The organism is Pseudomonas gingeri, assembly GCF_013385425.1.
Taxonomy (GTDB): domain Bacteria; phylum Pseudomonadota; class Gammaproteobacteria; order Pseudomonadales; family Pseudomonadaceae; genus Aquipseudomonas; species Aquipseudomonas gingeri_D.
In genome coordinates this window covers 150388-173080 of sequence record NZ_JACAQA010000019.1, presented here as the reverse complement: position 1 = coordinate 173080, position 22693 = coordinate 150388, and the positions used below count along the sequence as shown (strand labels likewise).

Genomic DNA, 22693 nt, shown 5'->3' with positions numbered 1-22693 from the left:
CCAGTTTTGCGACATCGCGGGCCATGAATGCACATGGCCCGCGAGCAGGGGCGGACGGTTACTTGATCCGCTGGCCTGGCTTTGCGCCGGTATCCGGGCTCAGCAGGTAGATTTCTTCACCGCCGGGGCCGGCCGCCATCACCATGCCTTCGGAGATGCCGAAGCGCATTTTCCGTGGCTTGAGGTTGGCGATCATCATGGTCAGGCGACCTTCCAGTTCGGCCGGGTTCGGGTAGGCGCTCTTGATCCCGGAAAACACGTTGCGTTGCTCATCGCCGATATCCAGGGTCAGGCGCAGCAGCTTGTCCGCGCCTTCGACGGCTTCGGCCTTGAGAATCAGCGCTACGCGCAGGTCGACGGCGGCAAAGGCGTCGAAGTCGATTTCCGCCGACAGCGGGTCCTTGGCCAGCTCGCCGTTGCCTTGCGGGGCGGCGCTACCGGTGTCGGTCTGGCTGGCGGTGAGGTCTTCCTTCGAGGCGTCGGTCATGGCTTGTACTTTTACCGGGTCGATACGGGTCATCAAGGGCTTGAACTCGTTCAACTGATGGTTGGCGAGCAAGGTGGCGTGATCGTTCCAGGTCAGCGGCGCGACATTCAGGAAGGCCTCGGCATCGGCGGCCAGCAGCGGCAGCACCGGCTTGAGGAAGATGATCAACTGGCGGAACAGGTTGATGCCCACGGCACAGACGGCCTGGACTTCATCCTGCTTGCCTTCCTGCTTGGCCAGGGACCAGGGTGCCTTGTCGGCGATCCAGGCGTTGGCGCGGTCGGCCAGGCCCATGATTTCGCGCATGGCCCGGGCGAAATCCCGTGCCTCGTAGGCCTCGGCGATGCTCGGGGTGGCGGCGAGGAAGGCGTCGGTCAGTTCCGGCGCGGCGTTGCCGGCCACCAGCACACCGGCATTGCCCTTGTGGATAAACCCGGCGCAACGGCTGGCGATGTTGACTACCTTGCCCACCAGGTCCGAGTTGACCTTCTGCACGAAGTCTTCCAGGTTCAGGTCGAGGTCGTCGACGCCTTTGCCCAGCTTGGCCGCGTAGTAGTAACGCAGGTATTCCGGTGACAGGTGGTCCAGGTAGGTACGGGCCTTGATAAAGGTGCCGCGGGACTTGGACATTTTCTGGCCGTTGACGGTCAGGTAGCCGTGCACGTTGATCCCGGTCGGCTTGCGGTAGCCCGCGCCTTCGAGCATCGCCGGCCAGAACAGGGCGTGGAAGTTGACGATGTCCTTGCCGATGAAGTGGTACAGCTCGGCGGTGGAGTCCTTGCCCCAGAACGCGTCGAAGTCCAGTTCCGGACGCCGTGCGCAGAGGTTCTTGAAGCTGGCCATGTAGCCGATCGGCGCGTCCAGCCAGACGTAGAAATACTTGCCAGGCTCATCCGGGATCTCGAAGCCGAAATACGGCGCATCGCGGGAGATGTCCCACTGTTGCAGGCCGGCATCCAGCCATTCGGCGATCTTGTTCGCCACGGCGTCCTGCAAGGTGCCGCTGCGGGTCCAGGTTTGCAGCATGGCCTGGAAGTCCGGCAGCTTGAAGAAGAAGTGCTGGGAATCCTTGAGCACCGGCGTCGCCCCGGAAATCGCCGATTTCGGGTCTTTCAGGTCGGTCGGTGCATAGGTGGCGCCGCATTTCTCGCAGTTGTCGCCGTACTGGTCTTCGGTGCCGCATTTCGGGCAGGTGCCCTTGATGAAGCGGTCGGCCAGGAACATCTGCTTTTCCGGGTCGAAATACTGGGTGATCGAACGCGTGGCGATATGCCCGGCGTCGCGCAGGCGCAGGTAGATCTGATTGGACAGTTCGCGGTTTTCCTCGGCGTGGGTCGAATGGAAATTATCGAACTCCACGAGGAAGTCGGCGAAGTCGCCGCTGTGCTCGACCTGGACGTTGGCGATCAACTGTTCCGGGGTGATGCCTTCCTTCTCGGCGCGCAACATGATGGCCGAGCCGTGGGCGTCGTCAGCGCAGACGTAGATGCATTGATTGCCGCGGTGCTTCTGGAAGCGCACCCACATGTCCGTCTGGACATACTCGACCATGTGGCCAAGGTGAATGGAACCATTGGCATAGGGCAGGGCGCTGGTGACGAGGATCTGGCGTGGCTCGGACATGGGGCTCGGCTACTTGAAGTGAAACGGAGATCGGCCACTATAAAGCCCCGGCGCACATAATTCACCCCTTGTGGAATGTCTCTGCGCTTCAGAACGGTTAGGATAGCTGCCTGTTTTACTCAGTCTTTTTCGGGAGTTGCCCATGAGCGCAGTCAATCGCGCAGCGGTGGAGGCCGTCCTCCGCCAGTACACCGACCCTTATCTGAACCAGGACCCGGTCAGCGCCGGCTGCGTGCGGGCCATCGATATCCAGGGTGATCGCGTAACGGTCCGGCTGGAGCTGGGTTATGCCGCCGGCCTGTTCAAGAGTGGCTGGGCGCAGATGCTGCAGATGGCCGTCGAAGGCCTGGACGGCGTGGCTTCGGCCAAGGTCGAGATCGATTGCGTGATCGCCGCGCACAAGGCCCAGGCGCAGATTCCGGGCCTGGCCAACGTGAAGAACGTGGTGGCGGTGGCCTCGGGCAAGGGCGGGGTGGGCAAGTCGACCACGGCGGCCAACCTGGCGCTGGCGCTGGCTCGCGAAGGGGCTCGGGTGGGGATTCTCGACGCCGATATCTACGGGCCGAGCCAGGGCATCATGTTCGGCGTCGCCGAAGGCACGCGGCCGAAGATCAAGGACCAGAAATGGTTCGTGCCCATCGAGTCCCATGGCGTGGAAGTGATGTCCATGGCTTTCCTAACCGACGACAACACGCCGATGGTCTGGCGCGGTCCGATGGTGTCCGGGGCTTTGTTGCAATTGGTGACCCAGACCGACTGGGGCAACCTGGACTACCTGGTGATCGATATGCCGCCCGGGACTGGCGATATCCAGCTGACCCTGGCGCAGAAGGTTCCGGTGGCCGGCGCGGTGATCGTCACCACTCCCCAGGACCTGGCCTTGCTGGATGCGCGCAAGGGCGTGGAGATGTTCCGCAAGGTGAATATCCCGGTGCTGGGTGTCGTGGAGAACATGGCGGTACACATCTGTTCGAACTGCGGTCATGCCGAGCACCTGTTCGGCGAGGGGGGCGGTGAGAAGCTGGCGAGCCAATATGGTGTCGAGCTGCTGGCTTCGTTGCCGTTGTCGATGCTGATCCGTGAGCAGGCCGATGGTGGCAAGCCGACGGTGATCGCCGAGCCGGACAGCCAGATCGCCATGGTCTACCAGGAGCTGGCACGGCATGTGGGCGCGCGGATCGTGTTGCAGGAAGCGGCCAGCCAGGCGATGCCGAATATCACCATCAGCGACGATTGATGCCGTTGCGCCTCAATCGAGGCGCAGCGCGGTCCCTGTAGGCGCCGGCTTGCTGGCGATTGCGATCTGACAGTCGACATCATGGTCGCCAGATAAACCGCTATCGCCAGCAAGCCGGCTCCTACAGGATTTGTGTCGTACGCTGGGTTGGCCTAGGTCCCGGTACCTGGCGCAAGCTGGCAAAAACACCCGGGCACAAAAAAGCCCCGCTTTTGAGGGCGGGGCTTTTTTACTGGATCAGTACAAGTTAGATAACTTGAACTTCTTCAGCTTGCATGCCTTTCTGACCGCGGGTAGCGATGAAAGAAACCTGTTGGCCTTCTTTCAGGCTTTTGAAGCCGTCGGATTGGATTGCTTTGAAGTGTACGAACAGGTCGTCACCGGATTGTGGAGTGATGAAGCCGAAGCCTTTTTCATCGTTGAACCACTTAACGGTACCGGTTTGGCGATTAGACATTTGATGTCTCCTTGGACAAAGTTAACTGCGACTCAGGAAAAGCCCTGGCCGAGACTGAGTGCAAAGAGCAGGAAAAATTCTTGGAGATGGTTGGATCGAAATTCAACATCGTGTAGAGATTCTCAGTGACACAAGCAGCACAGTGGCGCCACCATACCCCACTTTCCGAGACGTGCCAATGGTCTTCACCAAGGTTTCTCCTATTTCGTGACTGACGGCGCTCGGCCAGGGGGACAACCCCGCTCAAATAGCCGATTTGTCAGGCCCGGGGACAACGTCATCGCGAGAAGCGGCGTCGGCGCTTTAACCCGGCGGCGCACCCCGGTAAGATGCCGGACAGAATTTCTCCACCTCGCTATATCAGGACACCCGCCATGAGCATCAAATCGGACAAGTGGATTCGCCGCATGGCGCAAGAACACGGCATGATCGAGCCTTTCGTCGAGCGCCAGGTGCGTGGCGAAGCCGACAACCGGGTGATTTCCTTCGGTGTCTCGAGCTATGGCTACGATGTGCGCTGCGCCGACGAATTCAAGGTGTTCACCAACATCAATTCGGCGACCGTCGATCCGAAAAACTTCGACGCGGGCAGCTTCGTCGATGTGAAGAGCGACGTCTGCATCATTCCGCCCAACTCCTTCGCCCTGGCCCGCACCGTCGAATACTTCCGTATTCCGCGCAATGTGCTGACCATCTGCCTGGGCAAGAGCACCTACGCCCGTTGCGGGATCATCGTCAACGTCACGCCGCTGGAACCGGAATGGGAAGGCCACGTGACCCTGGAGTTCTCCAACACCACCACGCTGCCGGCGAAGATCTACGCCAACGAGGGCGTGGCGCAGATGTTGTTCCTGGAGTCCGACGAAGAATGCGAAGTGTCCTATAAGGACCGTGGCGGCAAGTATCAGGGCCAGCGTGGCGTGACCCTGCCGCGGACCTGACGAAGGGCCCGTCGAAACAGGGAATTCCTCGGCGCGGGTGCACTCTACTGGGTGCACTGTCCCGGTTTGTGCAAGACAGGCCGGGCTTCCACGCTCAGGAGTACCCCCATGAAGAACGATCCAAGTATCAGCGCTCAACTGGCGAAACTTGAACCCAATCAAGTGGGTCTGTTGGCCTGGTCGTTGCTGGCGCATCCCCAGGGCATGACCAGTGGCATCCCGGGTATCCCGGGGCAACCTGATCCGGATACGCCGCAACCCTCCGAGCCCACCACGCCCACCCAGCCGCCCGATAACGGCGAGCCGCTGATTCCCGACAATACGCCTTCTCCCGACGCCTGAGCCCTGTTTTGGCCTTTCGACGGGCTTCGATCGAGCGCGACTCCTGTAGGCGCGTGGCTTGCCAGCGACTTTTTTGGCGGCCTCAAGGGCCATTTCGCAGGTAAGCCATGCTCCTGCAGGACGGTGTCGACTCTCGATCATCTATACGATACAAAGCTGTGGCCAAGACCCAGAAAAAAAGGCCACCCATGACGTTTGCCATTTCCGCGTATTTTTCCCGCTGCTTGTTCGCCGGGTTGTTACTGACCGGCACTGCCATTGCCGCGCCACAGCCGCTGACCAGTAGCGCTGTTTCCCAACAGGAAGCCACCAGCAGCCGACTCGACCGTATCGTTCAGCAGGGCGTATTGCGCGTTGGCACCACCGGTGACTACAAACCGTTCAGCTACAAGAATGCGGATGGTTTTATCGGCCTGGATATCGAGCTGGCCGAAGGGCTGGCGGCATCCCTGGGGGTCAAGCTGGAACTGGTGCCGACCACCTGGCCGACGCTGATGGGCGATCTGCTGGCCGACAGGTTCGACCTGGCGATCAGCGGAATCTCGGTGAACATGGAGCGCCAGAAGCTGGCGTTTTTCTCACAGCCTTACCAGCGTGACGGCAAGACGCCGATCACCCTCTGCTCCCGGCAGCAGGACTTCCAGACCCTGGCCCAGATCGACCGGCCGAATGTCCGGGCTATCGTCAATCCCGGCGGGACCAACGAGAAGTTCGCCCGTGCCAACCTCAAGCAGGCGCAGATCCTCGTGCATCCGGACAACGTGACGATTTTCCAGCAGATCGTCGACGGCAAGGCCGACCTGATGATGACCGACGCGGTGGAAACCCGGGTGCAGCAGAAACTGCACCCGGAGCTGTGCGCGGTGCATCCGGACCAACCTTTCGATTTTTCCGAGAAGGCCGTGTTGCTGCCCCGTGACATCGTGCTCAAGCAGTATGTCGACCAGTGGCTGCACCAGGATATGGAAAGCGGCCGCTTCGCCAAGCGCCTGGAGACGTGGCTGGCCTATCCATGGCCGGCGGCGCACGGCTGAAGAGCCGTTTCGATTACTTCAGATTGCCACTGAGGAACTGCCGCAGCCGCTCGCTCTGCGGATTGCCCAACACATCGTCCGGCGCGCCCTGTTCTTCCACCAACCCCTGGTGCAGGAACAGCACCTGGCTGGAAACCTTGCGGGCGAAGCTCATCTCGTGGGTCACCATGATCATGGTCCGGCCTTCCTCGGCCAGCCCCTGGATCACCTTGAGCACTTCACCCACCAGCTCCGGGTCCAGCGCCGAGGTCGGTTCGTCGAATAGCATCACTTCCGGCTCCATCGCCAGCGCCCGGGCAATTGCCACGCGCTGCTGCTGGCCGCCAGACAGGAATGCCGGGTACTGATCGGCAACCCGCGCCGGCAGGCCGACCTTGTCCAGGTAGCGACGGGCACGGTCCTCGGCGTCTTTCTTGCTCACCCCCAGCACCCGGCGCGGGGCCATGGTGATGTTTTCCAGCACGCTCATGTGGCTCCACAGGTTGAAGTGCTGGAACACCATGGCCAGGCGGGTGCGCAGGCGCTGCAACTCGGCGTCGTCGGCGACGCGCATGCCGTGCTTGTCGCTGACCATGCGGATCGCCTGGCCGTCGAGGCTCATGGCGCCGTCATTGGGCGTTTCGAGAAAGTTGATGCAGCGCAGGAAGGTACTCTTGCCCGAGCCGCTGGCGCCGATCAGGCTGATCACGTCGCCGGTCTTGGCCTTGAGCGAGACGCCCTTGAGCACCTGGTGTTCGCCATAGCTCTTGTGCAGGCCTTCAATGGTCAGTTTGTACATGGGCACCTCAAGGAGAAAGTAGATAGCCGCTGCGATAGGCTTCGCGGCCGGCGACATGGGCAATCACCATGCCGGCCGTGGCCATGCGGCGTAGCGAGCGGGCATAGAGCAGGCCCGCCGCGCTGCAATGAACAGGGGTGACGCGGTCGCTGAGCGGGTCGATGATCTCGGCGATCAACTCTCCGGCTTCCAGGTATTGCCCCGGCACGGCGCTGAACACCAGCAGTCCGCCCAGCGGCGTGCTCACCGGCTCGACACCGGCCAGCGGCGTTGCCGGGTGCGGCAGCTCCGGCAAGGGCGCGGGCTCGCCGGCGATGGCGCCGAAGTGCGTCAGGTAGTCGAGGATCGCCTGGCAGTCGAGACGTGCCTGGGGATGATTCACATCGCCCTGGCCGCGCAGTTCCACGGTCACCGAAAAACTGCCCTGGGGAATCGCGAACCGGTCGCCGAAGCGCTGGCGCAGGTCCCACCAGAGCAGGGTGAAGCATTCGTCGAACGACTGGCCGCCGGAATCGGTCGCCAGCAGGCTGGCTTGCGAGCCGATATAACGGGCCAGCGGTTCAACCTGCGGCCAGGCTTCGGGCGTGGTGTACAGATGGGCCACGGCTTCGAAGTCGCAGTGCAGGTCCAGGACCATGTCCGCGTCGCAGGCCAGTCGTTGCAACGCCAGGCGCTGGGATTGCAACTGGGTCGCCGGCACCTCCGCCGCCAGGGCGGTCTTGAGGTGGCTGCGGATCAGTTGCAGGTTGTGCGCCGGATCGTCGCTGAGTTGCTCTTCGATCTGGTTGCCGATCTCGTCACTCAGATCGACGAACCAGCGATTGAAGTTCTGCCCGCTTTCCAGCTCATAGCGCCCCAGCGGCACGTCCATCAGCACCTGTTCCAGGCCGATCGGATTGGCCACCGGTACCAGCACGATTTCGCTGCGCAGGGCGCCGGCCTGTTCCAGCTCGGCCAGGCGTTGCTTGAGGTGCCAGGCCACCAGCATGCCGGGCAGTTCGTCGGCGTGCAGGGACGACTGGATGTAGATCTTGCCCGCGGACCGCGACGGACCGAAATGAAAGCTGTGGATCTGCCGGGTCGTGCCCGGCAGGGGAGCCAGCAGCTCGTGAGTCAGATGACGCATGCTCTGGAGTCCTAGTGTGCCGGGCCGAGAAAGGCCAGCCAGCGGCGCTCGGCCAGACGGAACAGACCGACCAGGGTAAAGGTGATCGTCAGGTAGATGATCGCGGCGATACCGAACGACTGGAAAGTCATGTAGGTCGCCGAGTTGGCGTCCCGGGCGATTTTCAGGATGTCCGGGATGGTCGCGGTGAACGCCACGGTGGTGGAGTGCAGCATCAGGATCACTTCGTTGCTGTAGTAGGGCAACGAGCGGCGCAGGGCCGAGGGCATGATCACATAGGCGTAGAGCTTCCAGCCGCTCAGGCCGTAGGCCTTGGCCGCCTCGACTTCACCGTGGTTCATGCTGCGGATCGCCCCGGCAAAGATCTCCGTGGTGTAGGCGCAGGTATTCAGGGCGAAGGCCAAGATGGTGCAGTTCATCGCATCGCGGAAGAACGAGTTCAGCAGCGGCTGTTCGCGGACCGCTTCCAGGCTGTAGATCCCGGTGTAGCAGATCAGCAGTTGGATATACAGCGGCGTGCCACGGAACAGGTAGGTGTAGAACTCCACCGGCCAGCGGATGCGACGCTTGGGCGAGACCCGGGCGATGGACAGCGGGATCGACACCAGGAAACCGAAGAAGATCGAGGCGCTGAGCAGCCACAGGGTCATGGCCAGGCCGGTGATGTGCTGGCCGTCGCTGTAGAGGAACGGCCGCCAGTATTGCTGCAGGAGTTCGATCATCGCACGGCCTCCCGGGCGCCCGCGGCGTAGCGGCGTTCCAGCCAGCGCAGGACATAGTTCGAAGCACTGGTAATAAGCAGGTAGATCAAGGCGGCGAGTACCAGGAAGTAGAACAGTTGATAAGTGCTCTTGCCCGCGTCCTGGGCAGCCTTGACCAGGTCGGCCAGGCCGATGATCGAGACCAGCGCGGTGGCCTTGAGGATCACCATCCAGTTGTTGCCGATCCCCGGCAGGGCAAAGCGCATCATTTGCGGAAAGGTCACGAAGCGGAACCGCTGGGCCCGGGTCAGGCCATAGGCGGTGGCGGCTTCAAGCTGCCCGCGTGGCACGGCGAGAATCGCGCCACGGAAGGTTTCGGTGAAATAGGCACCGTAGATAAAGCCCAGGGTGATGACCCCGGCGGCAAACGGGTCAATCTCGATGTAGTCCCAGTCCATGGCATCGGTCAGGGTCGAGAGCCAGGTTTGCAGGCTGTAGAAAATCAGCAGCATCAGCACCAGGTCGGGCACCCCGCGAATCAGCGTGGTGTAGAGCTGGGCCGGAATGCGCAACAGGCTGAAGCTGGATAATTTGGCACTGGCGCCGAGCAGGCCCAGTAGCACGCTGACCAGCAGCGAGAGGATGGAGAGCTGGACGGTCATCCAGGTGCCTTGCAGCAGGATCGGGCCAAAGCCCTTCAGGCTGAAGGCCGAAAGCCCCAGAGTTTGCAGGAGGTTGTCGAACATGAAAAATCAGACCTTTGGCAGTCGAAAAGGCGCCCCTCGGACGAGGGGCGCCAAGGGATCACTTCCCGCTGTACAGGTTCAGATCACCAAAGTTCTTCTTCTGGATTTCCGCGTACTTGCCATCTTTGTGTAACGCGTCGATACCTTTATCCAACAGGGCTTTCAGCTCTTTGTTGCCTTTTTTGATACCGACCGCGGTTTTAGCCGGCAGCAGTGGATCGTCGATCGGCTTGCTGACTTCGTAGCCGGCGCCCGCTGGCGACTTCAGGAAGCCCAGTTCGGCTTGCAGCATATCCTGCACCGAAGCGTCGAGGCGGCCGGAGGTCAGGTCAGCATAAACCTGGTCCTGGTTGGCGTAGGCCTTGGTGGTCACACCAGCCTTGTCCAGTACGGCCTTGGCGTAGGCTTCCTGGATGGTGCCTTGCTCGTAGCCCACGGTTTTGCCCTTGAGGGACTCAGGCGTGGAGAAGTTCGCACCCTTTTTGAACACCAGGGAAGTCGGGCCGGAGAACAGCTCCTTGGAGAAGTCAATGGCCTTCTCGCGGGCTTCGGTCACGGTCATCGACGAAATCACACCGTCGAACTTGTTGGCGTTCAAGCCCGGGATCATGCCGTCGAAGTCACTTTCGACCCATTTGCACTTGACCTTCAGCTCGGCACAGATGGCGTTGCCCAGATCAATGTCGAAGCCGACCAGGCTACCGTCTGCAGCCTTGGATTCGAATGGCGCGTAGGAAGGATCGACGCCGAAGCGCAGTTCCTTGTATTCCTTGGCCATAGCGGAACCGGCGGCCATGCAGAGAGCCAGTGCAGAAAGGGTCAGCAATGCTTTTTTCATTATTTATTCCCTAAAAACCAATATGAGCGCTTGTGGCGCACTGAGTACTGTTACTGGAACGCGTATGACCTGATAAAAGTAGCAATTTCCGAACCAGAGTCACGAACAAGTGTTTTAAAAGGCAGGAATATGGCTCCGAGCCAGCTAATCATGCCCGAAATTGGGCGGCTGAAATAAATTGCACAATATTGGTGCGTCCGCGAGTGAGAAAAGAGTGCAGTTACGCGGCGGGAAGGGTGACATCCGTAACTTTAGGAACCGACTTGCCAGCGATGAGGCCATCGCTGGCAGGCCGGACCCGGCCGTGGAGTGTTACTTGCCGGGCGTCAGGGTCAGGCGCGTGGTGCCGTAGGCCTTGTCGAAGTTCTGCTGCTGCATCGGGAAGCTGACGTACTGGGCCTTCAGCCAGCCATCGATACCGCTGGCGTAGCTCGGGCTGGCCGGGTTGCCGGACTGTCCGGGGCTCTGCTGGCCGCTCATCGGTTCGATCTGGCCGAAGTCGACGATCATGCGCACGCCGGGCACCTGGGTGACATCGAAGTTCCCGCCGCCCCAGGCATAGGCCGAGGTGTTCAGCGTGGTGTGGTCGCCGCCGGCCTGGATCGGTCCGCGAATCACCTGGCCGGCGCCGTTCTTCCAGCTATAACGGTGCAGCGTGCCCCATTGCCAGGCCTTGTGATTGCTGCCTAGCAGGCTGTCACCGGCGCTGATCGCCGCCGCCAGGCTGCGGGCCAGGATCGCCGGCTTGTCTTCCTTCTGTGGCGTGCGGCTGTCATCCCAGAACGGGCTGTCCTCGCGGCCCAACAGGTGATCGGCCTGGGCCGAGTAGGACAGCTTGCCGTTGGCGACAAAGGCCTGCCACACCGGACCGTTTTCCGGGCCGAGTTTGTCGAGGAAGATCTGCTTCATGCTTTCCTGCAGGAACAGTTCGTACAGCGCGGCGTCGGCCGAGGTCGCGCTGAGCCTGCCGTCGAACGCCATCAACCGGCTGAGGGCTTCGCGTGCCTTGCCGCGTTCGGCTTCCGGCAGGGCGTCGATGGCCTGCTTGAGCGGCAAGGCCATGCCTGGCGCTTCGAACATCTTCTTCAGCTTGTTGGCGAACGTGGTGCTCTGGTCGTATTGCATGGCGATGGTGCTGCGGCTGTCCTGCTTGCCGGCCGCGGCCAGTTCAGCCAGGCGTTCGCCGCGTTCCGGGTAGTACCAGGCGTTGGACAGTTGCATGCCGTAGCCGCGCGCCGCCGTGCGCTGGTTGGCGGTGCCCAGCCAGCCCTGGCCCGGGTCCTGGTCATAAGGGTGGAGCATCGCGTCGGCGTAGCCGTCCCAGTCGAAGCGGCCGTCCCAGCCCGGCGACGGCAACAGGCCTTCGCCTTCGCGGCGGTTGGGGAAGCGCCCGGTGACCTGCCAGCCGATATGACTGGCGTCGGCAAAGACCATGTTCAGCGCGATGGCGCGGATTTCCCGGCTGGCATCCGAGGCTTTCTCGGCGCTCTGGGCACGGGACAGGTCGAAGAACGCATCCAGGCTCTTGTCGTCCTTGAACGAGGCGCTCTGCAGGGCCAGGCCGTAGCCGCCGGTCAAGGCGCTGTTGTCCAGTGCACTGTTGAGCAGCGGGCCGTGGCGGGTTTCGAACACCGTCTCGCGGATCGAGCGCTGGCCCTTGATGAAGTAGGTTTCGTTGCGCACGATGGCCGGCAGCCACTTGCCGTCGGCTTCGTAATAGAGCGCATTGCCCTGGCGCTTGAGTTTTTCCAGGAACAGGTCCTGGTTGTCCCCCGGGACGGCGGCCATGCTCCAGGCCACCTTGCCGTTGAAACCGGACAGCAGCATCGGCAGGCCGGCGATCGAGGTCCCGGCGGCCCGGTACTTCGGCGCGTAAATCTGTACGTAGTTCCAGGCGGCGGGGGCGCTGGTCGGCTGTTGCAGGTCGGCGGCCAGCAGGCTCTTGCCGCTGCGGGCGCGTTGCGGGCCGATGGCCCAGTTGGTCGAGGTGCCGGAGCCGAGGATATTCAACGCGGCGACTTGCTCGGCGGCCTTGTTCAGCGCGCCGAGGCCCGAGACCTGGCTCAGGGCGATGCCCTTGAGTTTCTCGGCTTCGGCCAGGGGCAGCGGTTCGTCCGGGGCGGCCGGGGTCAGCCAGGCGAGCTTGTCGACGCCGACTTTCTGCGCCAGGACCAGGCTGGCAATCTCTTGCTGCAGGTTGGCCGACAGGTTGAAGTTGAGCAGGCAGAAGATCAGCGCCGAATCTTCCGGTTTCCAGTATTCCGGCTGGTAGCCGCTGCTGGCCAGGTCCGGCGGCAGCTTGTCGCGGTAGCGGAACAGGTAGGCGTTGACGCCGCGCGCATAGACTTCGAAGAAGCGCTTGAGCCGTGGCGACGAGGCGTTGTACAACTCGCCGGCGCTTTTCTTCAGGTTGACGGCGCGCATGAATCGGTCGCTGTCGAGGGCGTCCGGGCCGTTGATTTCGGCCAGCCGGCCCTGGGCGAGCAGGCGCAGGGTGACCATCTGGGTGATGCGGTCGCTGGCGTGGACATAACCGAGGGTGAACAGCGCATCGTGAAAGCTGTTGCTTTCGATCAGCGGCATGCCGAGGCTGTTGCGGCGTACCGAGACGTTCTGTGCCAGGCCCTTGATCGGCTGTACGCCGGAGGTCGGTGGCAGGCTGTCCTGGGAGTTCCAGGTCTGGCAACCAGTCAGGCCGAGCAGGCCCGCCATGGCGGCGGCAACGCCACATTGCTTGAGAGAGAAGGAAAAGGCTGGCGAGGCCATGGCAAAGCTCCTGCGGGGGGTAGCGTCAGTAAAGGCGCTACGTTAGTGAGCAGGAGGAAGGCGCGCAAGACAGCGGGCGGGCTTATTTCGAGTTTTGAGCGATAAATCGGAAGGGAAAAGGCATGAACAGGGATATCCAGGTAAACGCGGCGTTGATCCTGATCGACCAGCAGCAAGGCATTCTTCATCCGCGGCTGGGACCACGCAACAATCCCGAGGCCGAGGCGCGCATGCTTGAGCTGTTGCAACAGTGGCGTGAAACCGCGCGTCCGATTGTGCATGTCCAGCATCTGTCGCATTCGCCGGAGTCGGTGTTCTGGCCCGGACAGTCGGGAGTCGAGTTCCAGCAGCGCTTTGCGCCGGGGGAGGGCGAACGGCTGGTGCGCAAGCGGGTGCCGGATGCGTTTTGCGCGACCGGGTTGGAGGCTTGGCTACGCGAGAGCGGTATCGAGCAGTTGGTGATTGTCGGCGTAGCGACCCATAACTCCGTGGAGGCGACCGCGCGGACGGCCGGCAACCTCGGGTTTGAGACCTGGGTGGTGGAGGATGCGTGCTATACCTTCGACAAAACCGACTATTTTGGTACGCCCCACACTGCCCAGGAGGTTCATGCCATGTCCCTGGGCAATCTGCATGGCGAGTATGCGACGGTGGTGTCCAGCCGCGTGCTGCTCGGGCTACAGGGCGTGGTTGACCATGACCTGCACGGTGTCCCGTGAACAGCGCTCGATCCACGCCTGCACGCCATACACTTCGGCAAACAGCCTCGGGCTGAGAATCGCCTGGGGCGCGCCGTTGGCAAACAGGCGACCCTGGCGCAACACCGCCAACTGATCGGCATACCGCGCCGCCAGGTTGTTATCGTGTAATACCACCGCGGCAAGCAGGCTGTGTCGGCCTCTTCGCGGGCAAGCTCCGCTCCCACATTGGAATCGTGGTCGTACGACAAACTTGTGCCTTACTCGGTCAGTGTGGAGGCGGCGCTTGCGCAACCGCGAGGGAGCTGGGTGGGAAGTGACATCGGCGTTCGAGCGCCAGCCTGAATAGAGCACCGCTGACACTAACGAAAAAAACCGGAAAAAGGCCTTCGCCGTTTGTCTGAACTGTCAGAAATGACAGTAGTGACAACCGGACGCCTGCGGCTAAATTCAATGGGACAGAAAGATATCCCCTGAAACGGGGTCCTGAATGACTTTGCATTGAGCTTTAAAGCCCTCTAGGTCCCAATGCACGAGTGATGAAAAAAATGAAAAAACAATTAGAGGCATTCGTTTCACCTCTTTCCACCTTCTCGATTATTAACTACGAGAGAAAGGAAGTACTCTCTTTATCACCTTCGCTCTATCAGAGATTATTGCCGGCAGAGAATTACCTTGTTATTAATAGTTGGGGCGCGGGAGTTGCGGGAGGACGCTTGTCAGCAAGCACGCGTGTGAATGGGCACGGGCGGAGAGTGAGCTATAATTCGGCTCCGTTCACGTTGTCGATAAAGGGGGCGTCAACCCAGTGCGTGTTCAATATAAGTCAGCATGGGGGGCAAGTTTTTTATACGTCCACGACCCCTCACGGAACCGTTTACCCACGAGCAGTTCTTTATAATGACGTCATCGGAGGTGTGGTCTTGATGGTCAAGGAGCCGGCAGGAATTGCTCGCAATAAAAATGTAAAGAAACCAACAAAATCTCATGACAGGTCCTACTTGTCAGAGGAGGATTGTGAAACCAAGGGGATCGCCCCCGCCAATGCATCCAGTTCTATCGTAATTCCCGACACCGAGAAATTCTCATTACTGACCAACGCCAATATGTACTTCTCAGGGAGTATTTATCAAACGATGGATGGCGTGTTGGTGAGAATCCATGATTGGATCATAGACGACGCAGGTGCCTGGGGTGGGTGGGGGGGATATTTTGCACTTACCGACGACGAGAATAACCTTTACCCTGATGGTATATCCATGTTGATGATAGACGATGGGTTTTCAGAGGGTAAGGCGATCATTGAGTTCAATCACAACTCCCTCGATAAAACCGTCACTATCACGGTGCTGTCACACACCAGTAAAGTATGTGACCTCAGAGATTTGACGGAGGTGGGAGAGCCTTTCCCCTATACAATCTGTTTTGCCCTGTAAACAGGTTGGAGGCGCGGGACTCAGACCAGATGCAGATGGTTGTCCCACAGCCCAGCCGGCAGCTCCAGCGGCTGGGCTGTCAATTCCTTCTGGCGACAATCGTAGAAGCGACAGCGGCCCTGGCCGGAGGTGACCACGAAACCGTCTGCCACCGCGCCGACGCCCGCGCAGTCCGGTAATGGTGCATCCAAGCGTACGGCGCCGCTGTCCAAATCCCAGATAAAGAAGCGGTTGCCCCGAGGCGCGGTCAACGCCACCAGCCGCAATTCGCTGTGCACCGCGACGCTGGCGGTGTAATGCGCCATGGCCTGCAACTGCTGCTCGGCCACCGGGAAGGCGACAAAGGGCCGGCCGGGACGCTTGATCGCCAGCAACTCGGAGGACTCATGGGATGGTCCCATGAACTGCTGGCCGGCAACGATGGTGCCGTCGCTGGCCACGCCCAGATGGCGTACGCTGTTCATCTGCTGTGGCAGGGTTTCCTTGCTCAGCAGGGTGCCGTCGCGGCGCATCAGCACCAGGCTCGGCTCCATGGCATCGAGGTTCATCTCCACCCGGCTTTCTGCTTCGGTGCGAATCCCGCCGTTGGCGACGACCAGGGTCTCGCCATCGGGCATCCACGACACCTGGTGTGGGCCGATGCCATGGGTCGAAATCTCGCCACTATGAACCAGACGCTCACCTTCGAAACGATACACACCCAACAGGCCACGGCCCGGATCGGTGGTGTCATTCTCGGTGGCGTATAACCAGTCGCCGCTCCTGTGGATTACCGCATGCCCATAGAAATGCCGGTTCGGCTGTGAAGCGAGGGTCTGCAGCAGGCGGCCATCCCGCAGGTCGATCAGGTAACTCTCGGTGCCGGGACGTCGCGCGACGAACAGCGCCAGGGGCTGGCTCGGGTGGTTGATGATGTCGTGGCAACGCTGACCGACCCGGGTGGCGAAGACCTGCGTACCGTCCAGCCGATAGCCCACGGCATAGTGCCCGCCGTCGCTGTCGTCACGGGCAGAGAGCAGCAGCGGGCTTTGGTCTTTTTGCCGGAGCAGGCGCCAGCCGCCCAGCGTCAATGCGCTGAGCAGCAGGCTGCCGAAAGTCAGGGCCTGGCGTCGCAACATCATCAATCCCCGTCGTTGGCGTTGAAGCCCAGTTGGATACCCAGCGCCTTGGCCAGTTCGCCTTCGTGCAGGCGGTGGACGACGTTGAGGCTGTCGTAGAGGTCGTTGAGCTGCTGGCGCCCGGCATCGTCGCCGAGCAGGTCGGTGAGCGAGCGCTGGGTGCTGTCGAACAACTTCAGGGACGCGGCATAGGCGGCGTCGATCTTCTCGGCCAGCGGCTTCTGTTCCGCCGGCAGCAGGTTGCGCAGGCCCTTGTTGTCGACCCCGACCCAGACGGTCCGGGCGGCGGCCAGGCTGGCGCGCATACCTTGCAGCGACGTCTGGCTGCGCCAGGCCTCGGCCTGGAAGGGCTGCGGGATGCCCTTGGTCTGGCGGCCCATGGGCGTGCCGAGTTTTTTCTTCAGGGTATCGAGGGCGGTGACCTGGACCCGCAGCAGATCGGCGATGGCTTCGTGGGAGTCGGCGTAGCGCTGGTTGGGGAACTTGCTCATCTGCGCGAGCATGCCGTCGCTGGTTTCCCAGCGCGAGAGGATCTCTTCGGCGAGGACTTTCTGGCGTTTGCCGATGGCCGTCAGCAGTGGGCAATAGCGGGCTTTCTGCGCGCTGTCGGCCATATCGATCTTGCTGTCGTAGAGGATGTATTCGTAGGCCGAGAGGCCCTGGACCACGACGCTGGACTTGGCCAGGGCGTCGGCGTCGATCTGCGGCTGGGCGCTGACCAGTTGCTCGACCTGGCGACCTACCAGGTTTTTCTTGTCCGGCCAGAACTGCACCTGCCAGGAGCGATTGCCTTCGGCCAATGGCCCGATCAGCAGCGGCTGCAATTCCGCCCAGGCTTTCTGCGCATGGAGGAAGTCGGCGCGGGCGGTTTCCAGGCTCTCCTTGCCTTCGCAGAAGGCCAGGGCGCTGATGGCCAACTGGCGGTCGGCGTCGACCCAGCGGCTATAGGTCGGCAGGATTACCTGCTTGGCGATCGCGGCGGAGGTCAGCGCCTGCGGGTCCTGGGGCGAGCAGGCGCCGAGGACGAGGGCGGCTAGGCTGGTGAACAACAGTTTCGGGCGGAACATGTCCGTGTCCTCTTACAAAGAATTCAGGAATGCCAGCAACGCGGCGCGTTGTTCGGCATTGAACGACAGCACCTGCTGCTGCGCCGGCAAGGCCTCGCCGCCATGCCAGAGCACGGCTTCGAGCAGGTTGCGGGCGCGGCCGTCATGCAGGAACTGGGTGTGGCCGCTGACGCTCTGCGTCAGGCCGATACCCCACAGCGGCGGGGTGCGCCAGTCATTGCCGTCGGCGAGGAACTCGCTGCGCTGGTCGGCGAGGCCGGGGCCCATGTCATGCAGCAGCAGGTCGCTGTAGGGCCGGATCACCTGGTTGGCCAGCTCGGGTTCGGCGGCCGTGGCCGAGGTGGTGAACTGCGGGGTGTGACAGGCCTGGCAACCTACCTGGTAGAACAGGCTCTTGCCGGCCAGCACCTGCGCCGCGCCGACGTCACGCCGTGCCGGTACAGCGAGGTTGCGGGTGTAGAAGGTCACCAGGCGCAGGATGTTGTCGCTGACTTCCGGCTCGCCGTCCGGACCGCCGCCATGGGGCGCTTGCAGGCAGTCGGTCTGGGTCGGCGTGCAGTCGTCGAAGGGGCGCAGGCTGGTGGTCAGGCCCATGTCGCTGGAAAACGCGTGGACGTTCTGTTGATTGATATTCGGTTGCCCGGCCTTCCAGCCGAAGCGGCCGAGGACGGTCTTGCGCTGGGCATCGTCCCAGACCCGGTTCGGCCGGCCGTTGACCCCCAGCCGTTGTTGCTGCCGGGCATTGGCCAGGATCGCTTCTTCGGGAATCGCTTCGAGCAGGCCGAGGCCGATCATCGGCGGGGCGATGCGCGCGGAAAACAGTGTCTGTGGGTGCATCGGGCCGTAGCCCAGTTGGGTGATGCGCAGCGTCGGTCGGCGCAGTTCGATTTCGGTGCCGTCCTTGAAACGTATCGGCACCGCTTCGTAGTCGACCCGCACCTTGCCTTCCGGGGTGACACCGGGGATGGCCATGTCCTGCAACTGTCCGCCATAGACGGGTTCCGGTACCACGCCCTGGCGTTCGATCAGATTGGCGTACATCGGGTTGTTGGGAATCGACAGGCGCACCAGCATCGACACCGCGTTATCCGCCCCCGGCGCCGGCGGATGTCCGCGGCCGTCCTTGATATGGCAGTTCTGGCAGGCGTTGGTATTGAACAGCGGGCCGAGGCCGTCGCGGGCTGTGGTGGTTGACGGCGCGATGACCCAGGGGCTGCGGAAGAAACTGTTACCGACGCTGAAGTCCAGGCGTCGCTCCGGCGAGAGGTTGGCCGAGGGTTGCGAGAAGGCATTGCGATCGTGTTTGCCCACCGTGGTGGTGCCACCGGATCGAGCTTCGCCGGGTTCGGGCCTGGTAAAGCGCGGGGCGTCGTCGCAGGCGCTCAGGCCAAGGGCCAGGAGCAGCGTCGACAGGCGAAGGGGCAGCGAGGGCATCGGTGTCCAGGGGGTGAGAGGGATCGGGCGCGAGTTTATCAGTCTCGATACATTTGAATAAGAGGGATTAGCATTTACTTGATTTATGACACTGCGCGGCTTTGTGGGGGCTGGCTTGCCCTCATGTAGGAGCGAGCTTGCTCGCGATGGTCGTCAACGATGACACGGGGCATCTGATACCCCGCGGTGCCTGGGCTACCATCGCGAGCAAGCTCGCTCCTACATGAGGGGGGGACAAGGGCCGATCAGAAATCGTGATCGGCGTTATCCGGGTTCAGGTCGCTGATGCCCAGCTTGGCCGCCGCCTGCTCGATGGAACCGGTCTGCTTGACCAGCGCGGAGATGGCGTCACGGACGATCTTGTTGCCAGGCTCGTTGCCGGACGCGATCAACTGGTCGTAATGCTCACCCTTGTTGGCGTGGTCGACCATGATCTGGATCTTCGCTTCGGTGGCCTGCAGGTCGTTCTTCAGTGCTTCGTCGGTCGCCGGGTCGGCCTTGGCCACCAGGGAGGACAGGCTCGGGCCGGTCAGCTTGGTGCCGTCGATACGGGTGTATTCACCCAGGTAGACGTTGCGAATGCCCTTGGCATCGTAGAAGTGCGAGTTATGGGTGTTGTCGCTGAAGCAGTCCTGCTCGTCTTCCGGCGAGTTGGCCTCCAGCGACACCTTCATGCGCTCGCCCGCCAGTTCACCGAGGGACAGGCTGCCCATGCCGAACAGCATCTTGCGCAGGCCACTTTCCGCCGGCTCGGCTTCCAGGCTGGCGCGATAGTTGTCGGCCACACCCGGTTTCCAGTTGCCGACCATCTCTTCCAGGTCGTTGACCAGCAGTTGGGTCACGGCCTTGAGGTAGGCACGCCGACGATCGTTGTGCCCGCCAGTGGCGCCGGCACCTTCCAGGTAGTCCGAGGCCGGACGGTTGCCGGCGCCCGGGCCGGTGCCGTTCAGGTCCTGGCCCCAGAGCAGGAATTCGATGGCGTGGTAGCCGGTGGCGACGTTGGCTTCGGAGCCACCCAGCTCGTTCAGGCTGGCGAGTTTTTCCGGGGTGATCTCGCTGACATCGACCTTGTCTTCGCCGACCTGGATCTGTGGATTGGCGATGATGTTGGCGGTCGCGGCCGGATTGCCCAGGGCATGTTCGTAGGAGCTGTCGACGTAGTCGATCAGGCCTTCATCCAGGGGCCAGGCGTTCACCTGACCTTCCCAGTCGTCGATGATGGTGTTGCCGAAGCGGAACACTTCGCTTTGCAGGTACGGCACGCGGGCGGCGATCCAGGCGGCGCGGGCGGCCTTGAGGGTCTCTTCGTTCGGCTTGGCGAGGAAGGCGTCGACAGCGGCTTGCAGGTTCTTCGCGGTGGATTCGGCATCGCTGAACACGGCGAAGACGATCTCGGTGTAGTGGGCGACCACGGCCTTGGCGGCGGCTTCATCGACCTTGGCGGCGGCATCGTCGGCGGGCGCCTGGGCGGCCGCGGCAGGGGCCTGGGTGGCCGCTGTGGATTTTTCCTTGTCCTTGTCGCCACAACCGGCGAGGGTGATGGCGATGGCCAACAGACTGGCGGTGGCCAGAGGCATGCGAATCATGGCGAACATCCTGCTTCGAGAGGGGGGATGGGGGCGCTCGGCCCCGCAAAACCGGCACATAATGCGAAGGATTTGCATTCTGTGTAAAGGGCTTAGTGATTGAAATATTTGGTATTAAAACCCGGCTTGATCCCGGCGGATTTTGCAGGAGCGAGCTTGTTGGCCCTGGGCTTTACAAGATCGCCGCATTGCTGCGCTGTGCCTGCTTGAGATACGCCGCCAGCTCCCGGGCCGGCAGCGGCTTGCTGTAGTGGTAGCCCTGGCCCTCGTGGCAGCCTTCGGAAATGATGTAGGCCTCCTGCTCGACGGTCTCCACGCCTTCGGCGATCACCTGCATGCCGAGGCTCTTGCCCAACTGGATGATCGCCCGGACGATGGTCGCGTCGTCATCGTCATCGAGCAGGTCCTGGACGAAGCTCTTGTCGATCTTGATCTTGTCCAGCGGCAGGCTCTTGAGATAGCTCAGCGACGAGTAGCCGGTACCGAAGTCATCGATGGCGATCAGCGCGCCGGAGCGGCGCAGGCTCAGCAGGTGCTGGGCGGCGGTGCTGATGTCTTCCATCAGGCCGGTTTCGGTGACTTCCAGTTCCAGGCTGCGCGGCGGCAGGCGGTACATCTGCAGGAGGTTGTTGACCACCCGCGGCAGCTCGGCGTGGTGCAGTTGCACGGTGGACAGGTTGACCGCCATGCGCAGGTCGCTGAAGCCCTGGTCGTGCCATTCGCGCAACTGGCGGCAGGCCTGGTCCAGCACCCACTCGCCGATGGCGATGATGGTGCCGTTCTGCTCGGCCAGGGGAATGAACAGGTCCGGCGGCACCAGGCCGTGTTCCGGGTGCTGCCAGCGGATCAGTGCCTCGACGCCCACCACTCGATGGTCGCGGTAGCTGATCTGCGGCTGGTAGACCAGGTAGAACTGATTGCGGTTGAGGGCTTCGCGCAGGTCTTTTTCCAGTTCGCGACGGCGGCGCATTTCGCTGTCGACGCTGGCGATATAGAACTGGTAGCGGTTGCGCGAGCGGGTCTTGGCCAGGGTCATGGTCTGTTCGGCTTTCTGCAGCAGCTTCTCGGTGCTGTCGCCGTCTTCCGGGAACAAGGTGATGCCGATGGTGGCGCGCAGGCGGATTTCCTGGTGATCGAGGGCAAACGCCGCTTCCAGGTCGTCAAGGATACTCTGGGCCAGCTCGGCCGCTTCATAGGGTTGTTCGATATCGGCCTGGACCAGGGCGAACTGGTCGCCACCCAGCCGGGCCAGGGCGCCGAGGCGACCGCTGTGGGCGCGCAGGCGGTCGGCCAGGGCCAGCAACAGTTGGTCGCCGACCTGGTAGCTGAACTGTTCGTTGATGCCCTTGAAGTCGTCCAGACCCACGCAAAGTACCGCGACCCGACGTTGCAGGCGCCCGGCGTCCACCAGGATCTTGTCCAGTTGCTGTTGCAACTGCTGGCGATTGGGCAGGCCGGTGAGGAAGTCGTACTGGGCCATGCGCAGCAGGCTGTTTTCCGCTTCGTGACGCAGGTGGGTGTTGCGCTCGATGGATGCCAGCAACTGGTTGGCGGTGTTGACCCAGATGCCCAGTTCGTTCTTTTCATGGCCCTTGAGCTGCGGCAACAGGTGTTCGCTGGGGCGGTCCGGGTTGACGGTACTCAGGTGCCCGATGATCCGCGAGAGCGGTTTGGTCAGCAGCCAGTGATAGACCAGGTACAGCACCAGGCCGAGGAACAAGGCCCGCAGCACGCCGGAGATGAAGATGATCACCGAGTTGACCAGGAACCCCTGGCCGTAGGTGGCGGTGTCGAGGGTGATGCTCAGGTCGCCGTAATATTCGCTGTAGGGGCCGCGACCGACCAGTTGTGTGCTGAAGGTGCTTTCCTGGCCAAGGATAGGATCGGTCAGCCAGCGGCTGGAAGTCTTTTGCAGATCGCGGGATTTTTCCGCGAGCATGGCCTCGTTGGGATGGCCGATGGAGGCCATGCGCACAGCGTCATCCTGGAACAGGCCTTCGATCACTTGCATGCCCATCTCGCGGTCGAGGCTGTAGACGGCCTGGGTCGAGGGGTCGCGGAACATATCGAGAATACGCTGGGCATCGCTGGCCACGGCCTGCCGGGTCTTGTAGGCATCAAAGACGATCTGCGCACAGCTCAGTACGGCGCCGACAATCAGCGCCGACAGCAGCACGACCCGGAGCAACTTCACCGACAAGCTGTTCTTGAGTTCCAGCTTCAAAGGGCTATTCCTTGTTCCGTGCGGATGGCATCAAGTTGCCATGAGTATTGGCAA

The 22693-nt window shown here is 62.1% G+C and carries 20 protein-coding genes; 6 read left to right on the top strand and 14 right to left on the bottom strand.

Annotation, left to right across the window (positions count from 1 at the left end; translation table 11 throughout):
• Nucleotides 1-58: 58 nt before the first annotated feature.
• Entirely contained in the window at nt 59-2110 is a 2052-nt protein-coding gene (metG, locus tag HX830_RS22760) for a methionine--tRNA ligase (protein WP_152741337.1), read from the bottom strand.
• 142 nt (nt 2111-2252) lie between these two features.
• Here metG and apbC point away from each other — a divergent pair, with 142 nt between their 5' ends.
• Entirely contained in the window at nt 2253-3347 is a 1095-nt protein-coding gene (gene apbC, locus HX830_RS22755; RefSeq protein ID WP_177102760.1) for an iron-sulfur cluster carrier protein ApbC, read from the top strand.
• Between the two features lie 247 nt (nt 3348-3594).
• Here apbC and HX830_RS22750 read toward each other — a convergent pair whose 3' ends face one another.
• Nucleotides 3595-3804 (bottom strand): cold-shock protein, encoded by a 210-nt coding sequence (locus HX830_RS22750; protein ID WP_002554837.1) that lies wholly within the window; start codon nt 3802-3804, stop codon nt 3595-3597.
• 374 nt (nt 3805-4178) lie between these two features.
• Here HX830_RS22750 and dcd point away from each other — a divergent pair, with 374 nt between their 5' ends.
• From dcd to HX830_RS22735, 3 genes are all read left to right on the top strand, one after another.
• Nucleotides 4179-4745 carry a dCTP deaminase gene (dcd, locus tag HX830_RS22745; RefSeq protein ID WP_100944471.1) on the top strand — a complete coding sequence of 189 codons (567 nt, stop codon included), beginning with the start codon at nt 4179-4181 and terminating at the stop codon, nt 4743-4745.
• A 108-nt stretch (nt 4746-4853) separates the two neighbouring features.
• Nucleotides 4854-5087 (top strand): hypothetical protein, encoded by a 234-nt coding sequence (locus HX830_RS22740; RefSeq protein ID WP_103498263.1) that lies wholly within the window; start codon nt 4854-4856, stop codon nt 5085-5087.
• Between the two features lie 188 nt (nt 5088-5275).
• Nucleotides 5276-6121 (top strand): transporter substrate-binding domain-containing protein, encoded by an 846-nt coding sequence (locus tag HX830_RS22735; RefSeq protein WP_177102758.1) that lies wholly within the window; start codon nt 5276-5278, stop codon nt 6119-6121.
• 13 nt (nt 6122-6134) lie between these two features.
• Here the strand turns inward: HX830_RS22735 and HX830_RS22730 are convergent, their stop codons facing one another.
• From HX830_RS22730 to HX830_RS22705, 6 genes are all read right to left on the bottom strand, one after another.
• A complete protein-coding gene (locus tag HX830_RS22730; protein ID WP_103498265.1) occupies nt 6135-6899 on the bottom strand; it encodes an ABC transporter ATP-binding protein in 765 nt (254 codons plus the stop codon).
• A gap of 7 nt (nt 6900-6906) precedes the next feature.
• On the bottom strand, nt 6907-8025 hold the full coding sequence (locus tag HX830_RS22725; RefSeq protein ID WP_152741335.1) for a succinylglutamate desuccinylase/aspartoacylase family protein: 1119 nt from the start codon (nt 8023-8025) through the stop codon (nt 6907-6909).
• Between the two features lie 11 nt (nt 8026-8036).
• Nucleotides 8037-8747: an ABC transporter permease gene (locus tag HX830_RS22720; RefSeq protein ID WP_100944466.1), complete on the bottom strand. Its 711-nt coding sequence runs from the start codon at nt 8745-8747 to the stop codon at nt 8037-8039.
• Nucleotides 8744-9472, bottom strand: a complete 729-nt coding sequence (locus HX830_RS22715; protein ID WP_100944465.1) for an ABC transporter permease — start codon at nt 9470-9472, stop codon at nt 8744-8746. Before HX830_RS22715 ends, HX830_RS22720 begins: the two co-directional genes overlap by 4 nt.
• A gap of 58 nt (nt 9473-9530) precedes the next feature.
• Nucleotides 9531-10310, bottom strand: a complete 780-nt coding sequence (locus tag HX830_RS22710; RefSeq protein WP_152741334.1) for a transporter substrate-binding domain-containing protein — start codon at nt 10308-10310, stop codon at nt 9531-9533.
• A 312-nt stretch (nt 10311-10622) separates the two neighbouring features.
• Nucleotides 10623-13076: a penicillin acylase family protein gene (locus tag HX830_RS22705; RefSeq protein WP_152741333.1), complete on the bottom strand. Its 2454-nt coding sequence runs from the start codon at nt 13074-13076 to the stop codon at nt 10623-10625.
• Nucleotides 13077-13198: 122 nt separating this feature from the next.
• Here HX830_RS22705 and HX830_RS22700 point away from each other — a divergent pair, with 122 nt between their 5' ends.
• Complete coding sequence (locus HX830_RS22700) at nt 13199-13795, top strand: cysteine hydrolase family protein (protein WP_177102756.1); 597 nt, start codon at nt 13199-13201, stop codon at nt 13793-13795.
• On the opposite strand, the gene HX830_RS22695 is transcribed toward HX830_RS22700, so the two are convergent.
• The gene (locus tag HX830_RS22695; protein ID WP_371317539.1) at nt 13754-13951 is read right to left on the bottom strand and encodes a hypothetical protein; all 198 of its coding nucleotides are present in this window, start codon (nt 13949-13951) and stop codon (nt 13754-13756) included. The two genes, HX830_RS22700 and HX830_RS22695, sit on opposite strands and share 42 nt — an antisense overlap.
• 362 nt (nt 13952-14313) lie before the next feature.
• Between HX830_RS22695 and HX830_RS22690 the strand changes: the two genes are divergently transcribed.
• Nucleotides 14314-15210, top strand: coding sequence for a hypothetical protein (locus HX830_RS22690; protein ID WP_177102754.1), 897 nt, complete (start codon nt 14314-14316; stop codon nt 15208-15210).
• 20 nt (nt 15211-15230) lie between these two features.
• On the opposite strand, the gene HX830_RS22685 is transcribed toward HX830_RS22690, so the two are convergent.
• From HX830_RS22685 to HX830_RS22665, 5 genes are all read right to left on the bottom strand, one after another.
• On the bottom strand, nt 15231-16328 hold the full coding sequence (locus tag HX830_RS22685; RefSeq protein WP_177102829.1) for a DUF1513 domain-containing protein: 1098 nt from the start codon (nt 16326-16328) through the stop codon (nt 15231-15233).
• Nucleotides 16329-16330: 2 nt separating this feature from the next.
• Nucleotides 16331-17395: an imelysin family protein gene (locus HX830_RS22680; RefSeq protein ID WP_152741330.1), complete on the bottom strand. Its 1065-nt coding sequence runs from the start codon at nt 17393-17395 to the stop codon at nt 16331-16333.
• 12 nt (nt 17396-17407) lie between these two features.
• Entirely contained in the window at nt 17408-18829 is a 1422-nt protein-coding gene (locus tag HX830_RS22675) for a di-heme oxidoreductase family protein (RefSeq protein WP_177102752.1), read from the bottom strand.
• A 245-nt stretch (nt 18830-19074) separates the two neighbouring features.
• On the bottom strand, nt 19075-20415 hold the full coding sequence (locus HX830_RS22670; RefSeq protein WP_152741328.1) for an imelysin family protein: 1341 nt from the start codon (nt 20413-20415) through the stop codon (nt 19075-19077).
• A gap of 172 nt (nt 20416-20587) precedes the next feature.
• Entirely contained in the window at nt 20588-22639 is a 2052-nt protein-coding gene (locus tag HX830_RS22665; RefSeq protein ID WP_103498274.1) for a putative bifunctional diguanylate cyclase/phosphodiesterase, read from the bottom strand.
• Nucleotides 22640-22693: the final 54 nt, after the last annotated feature.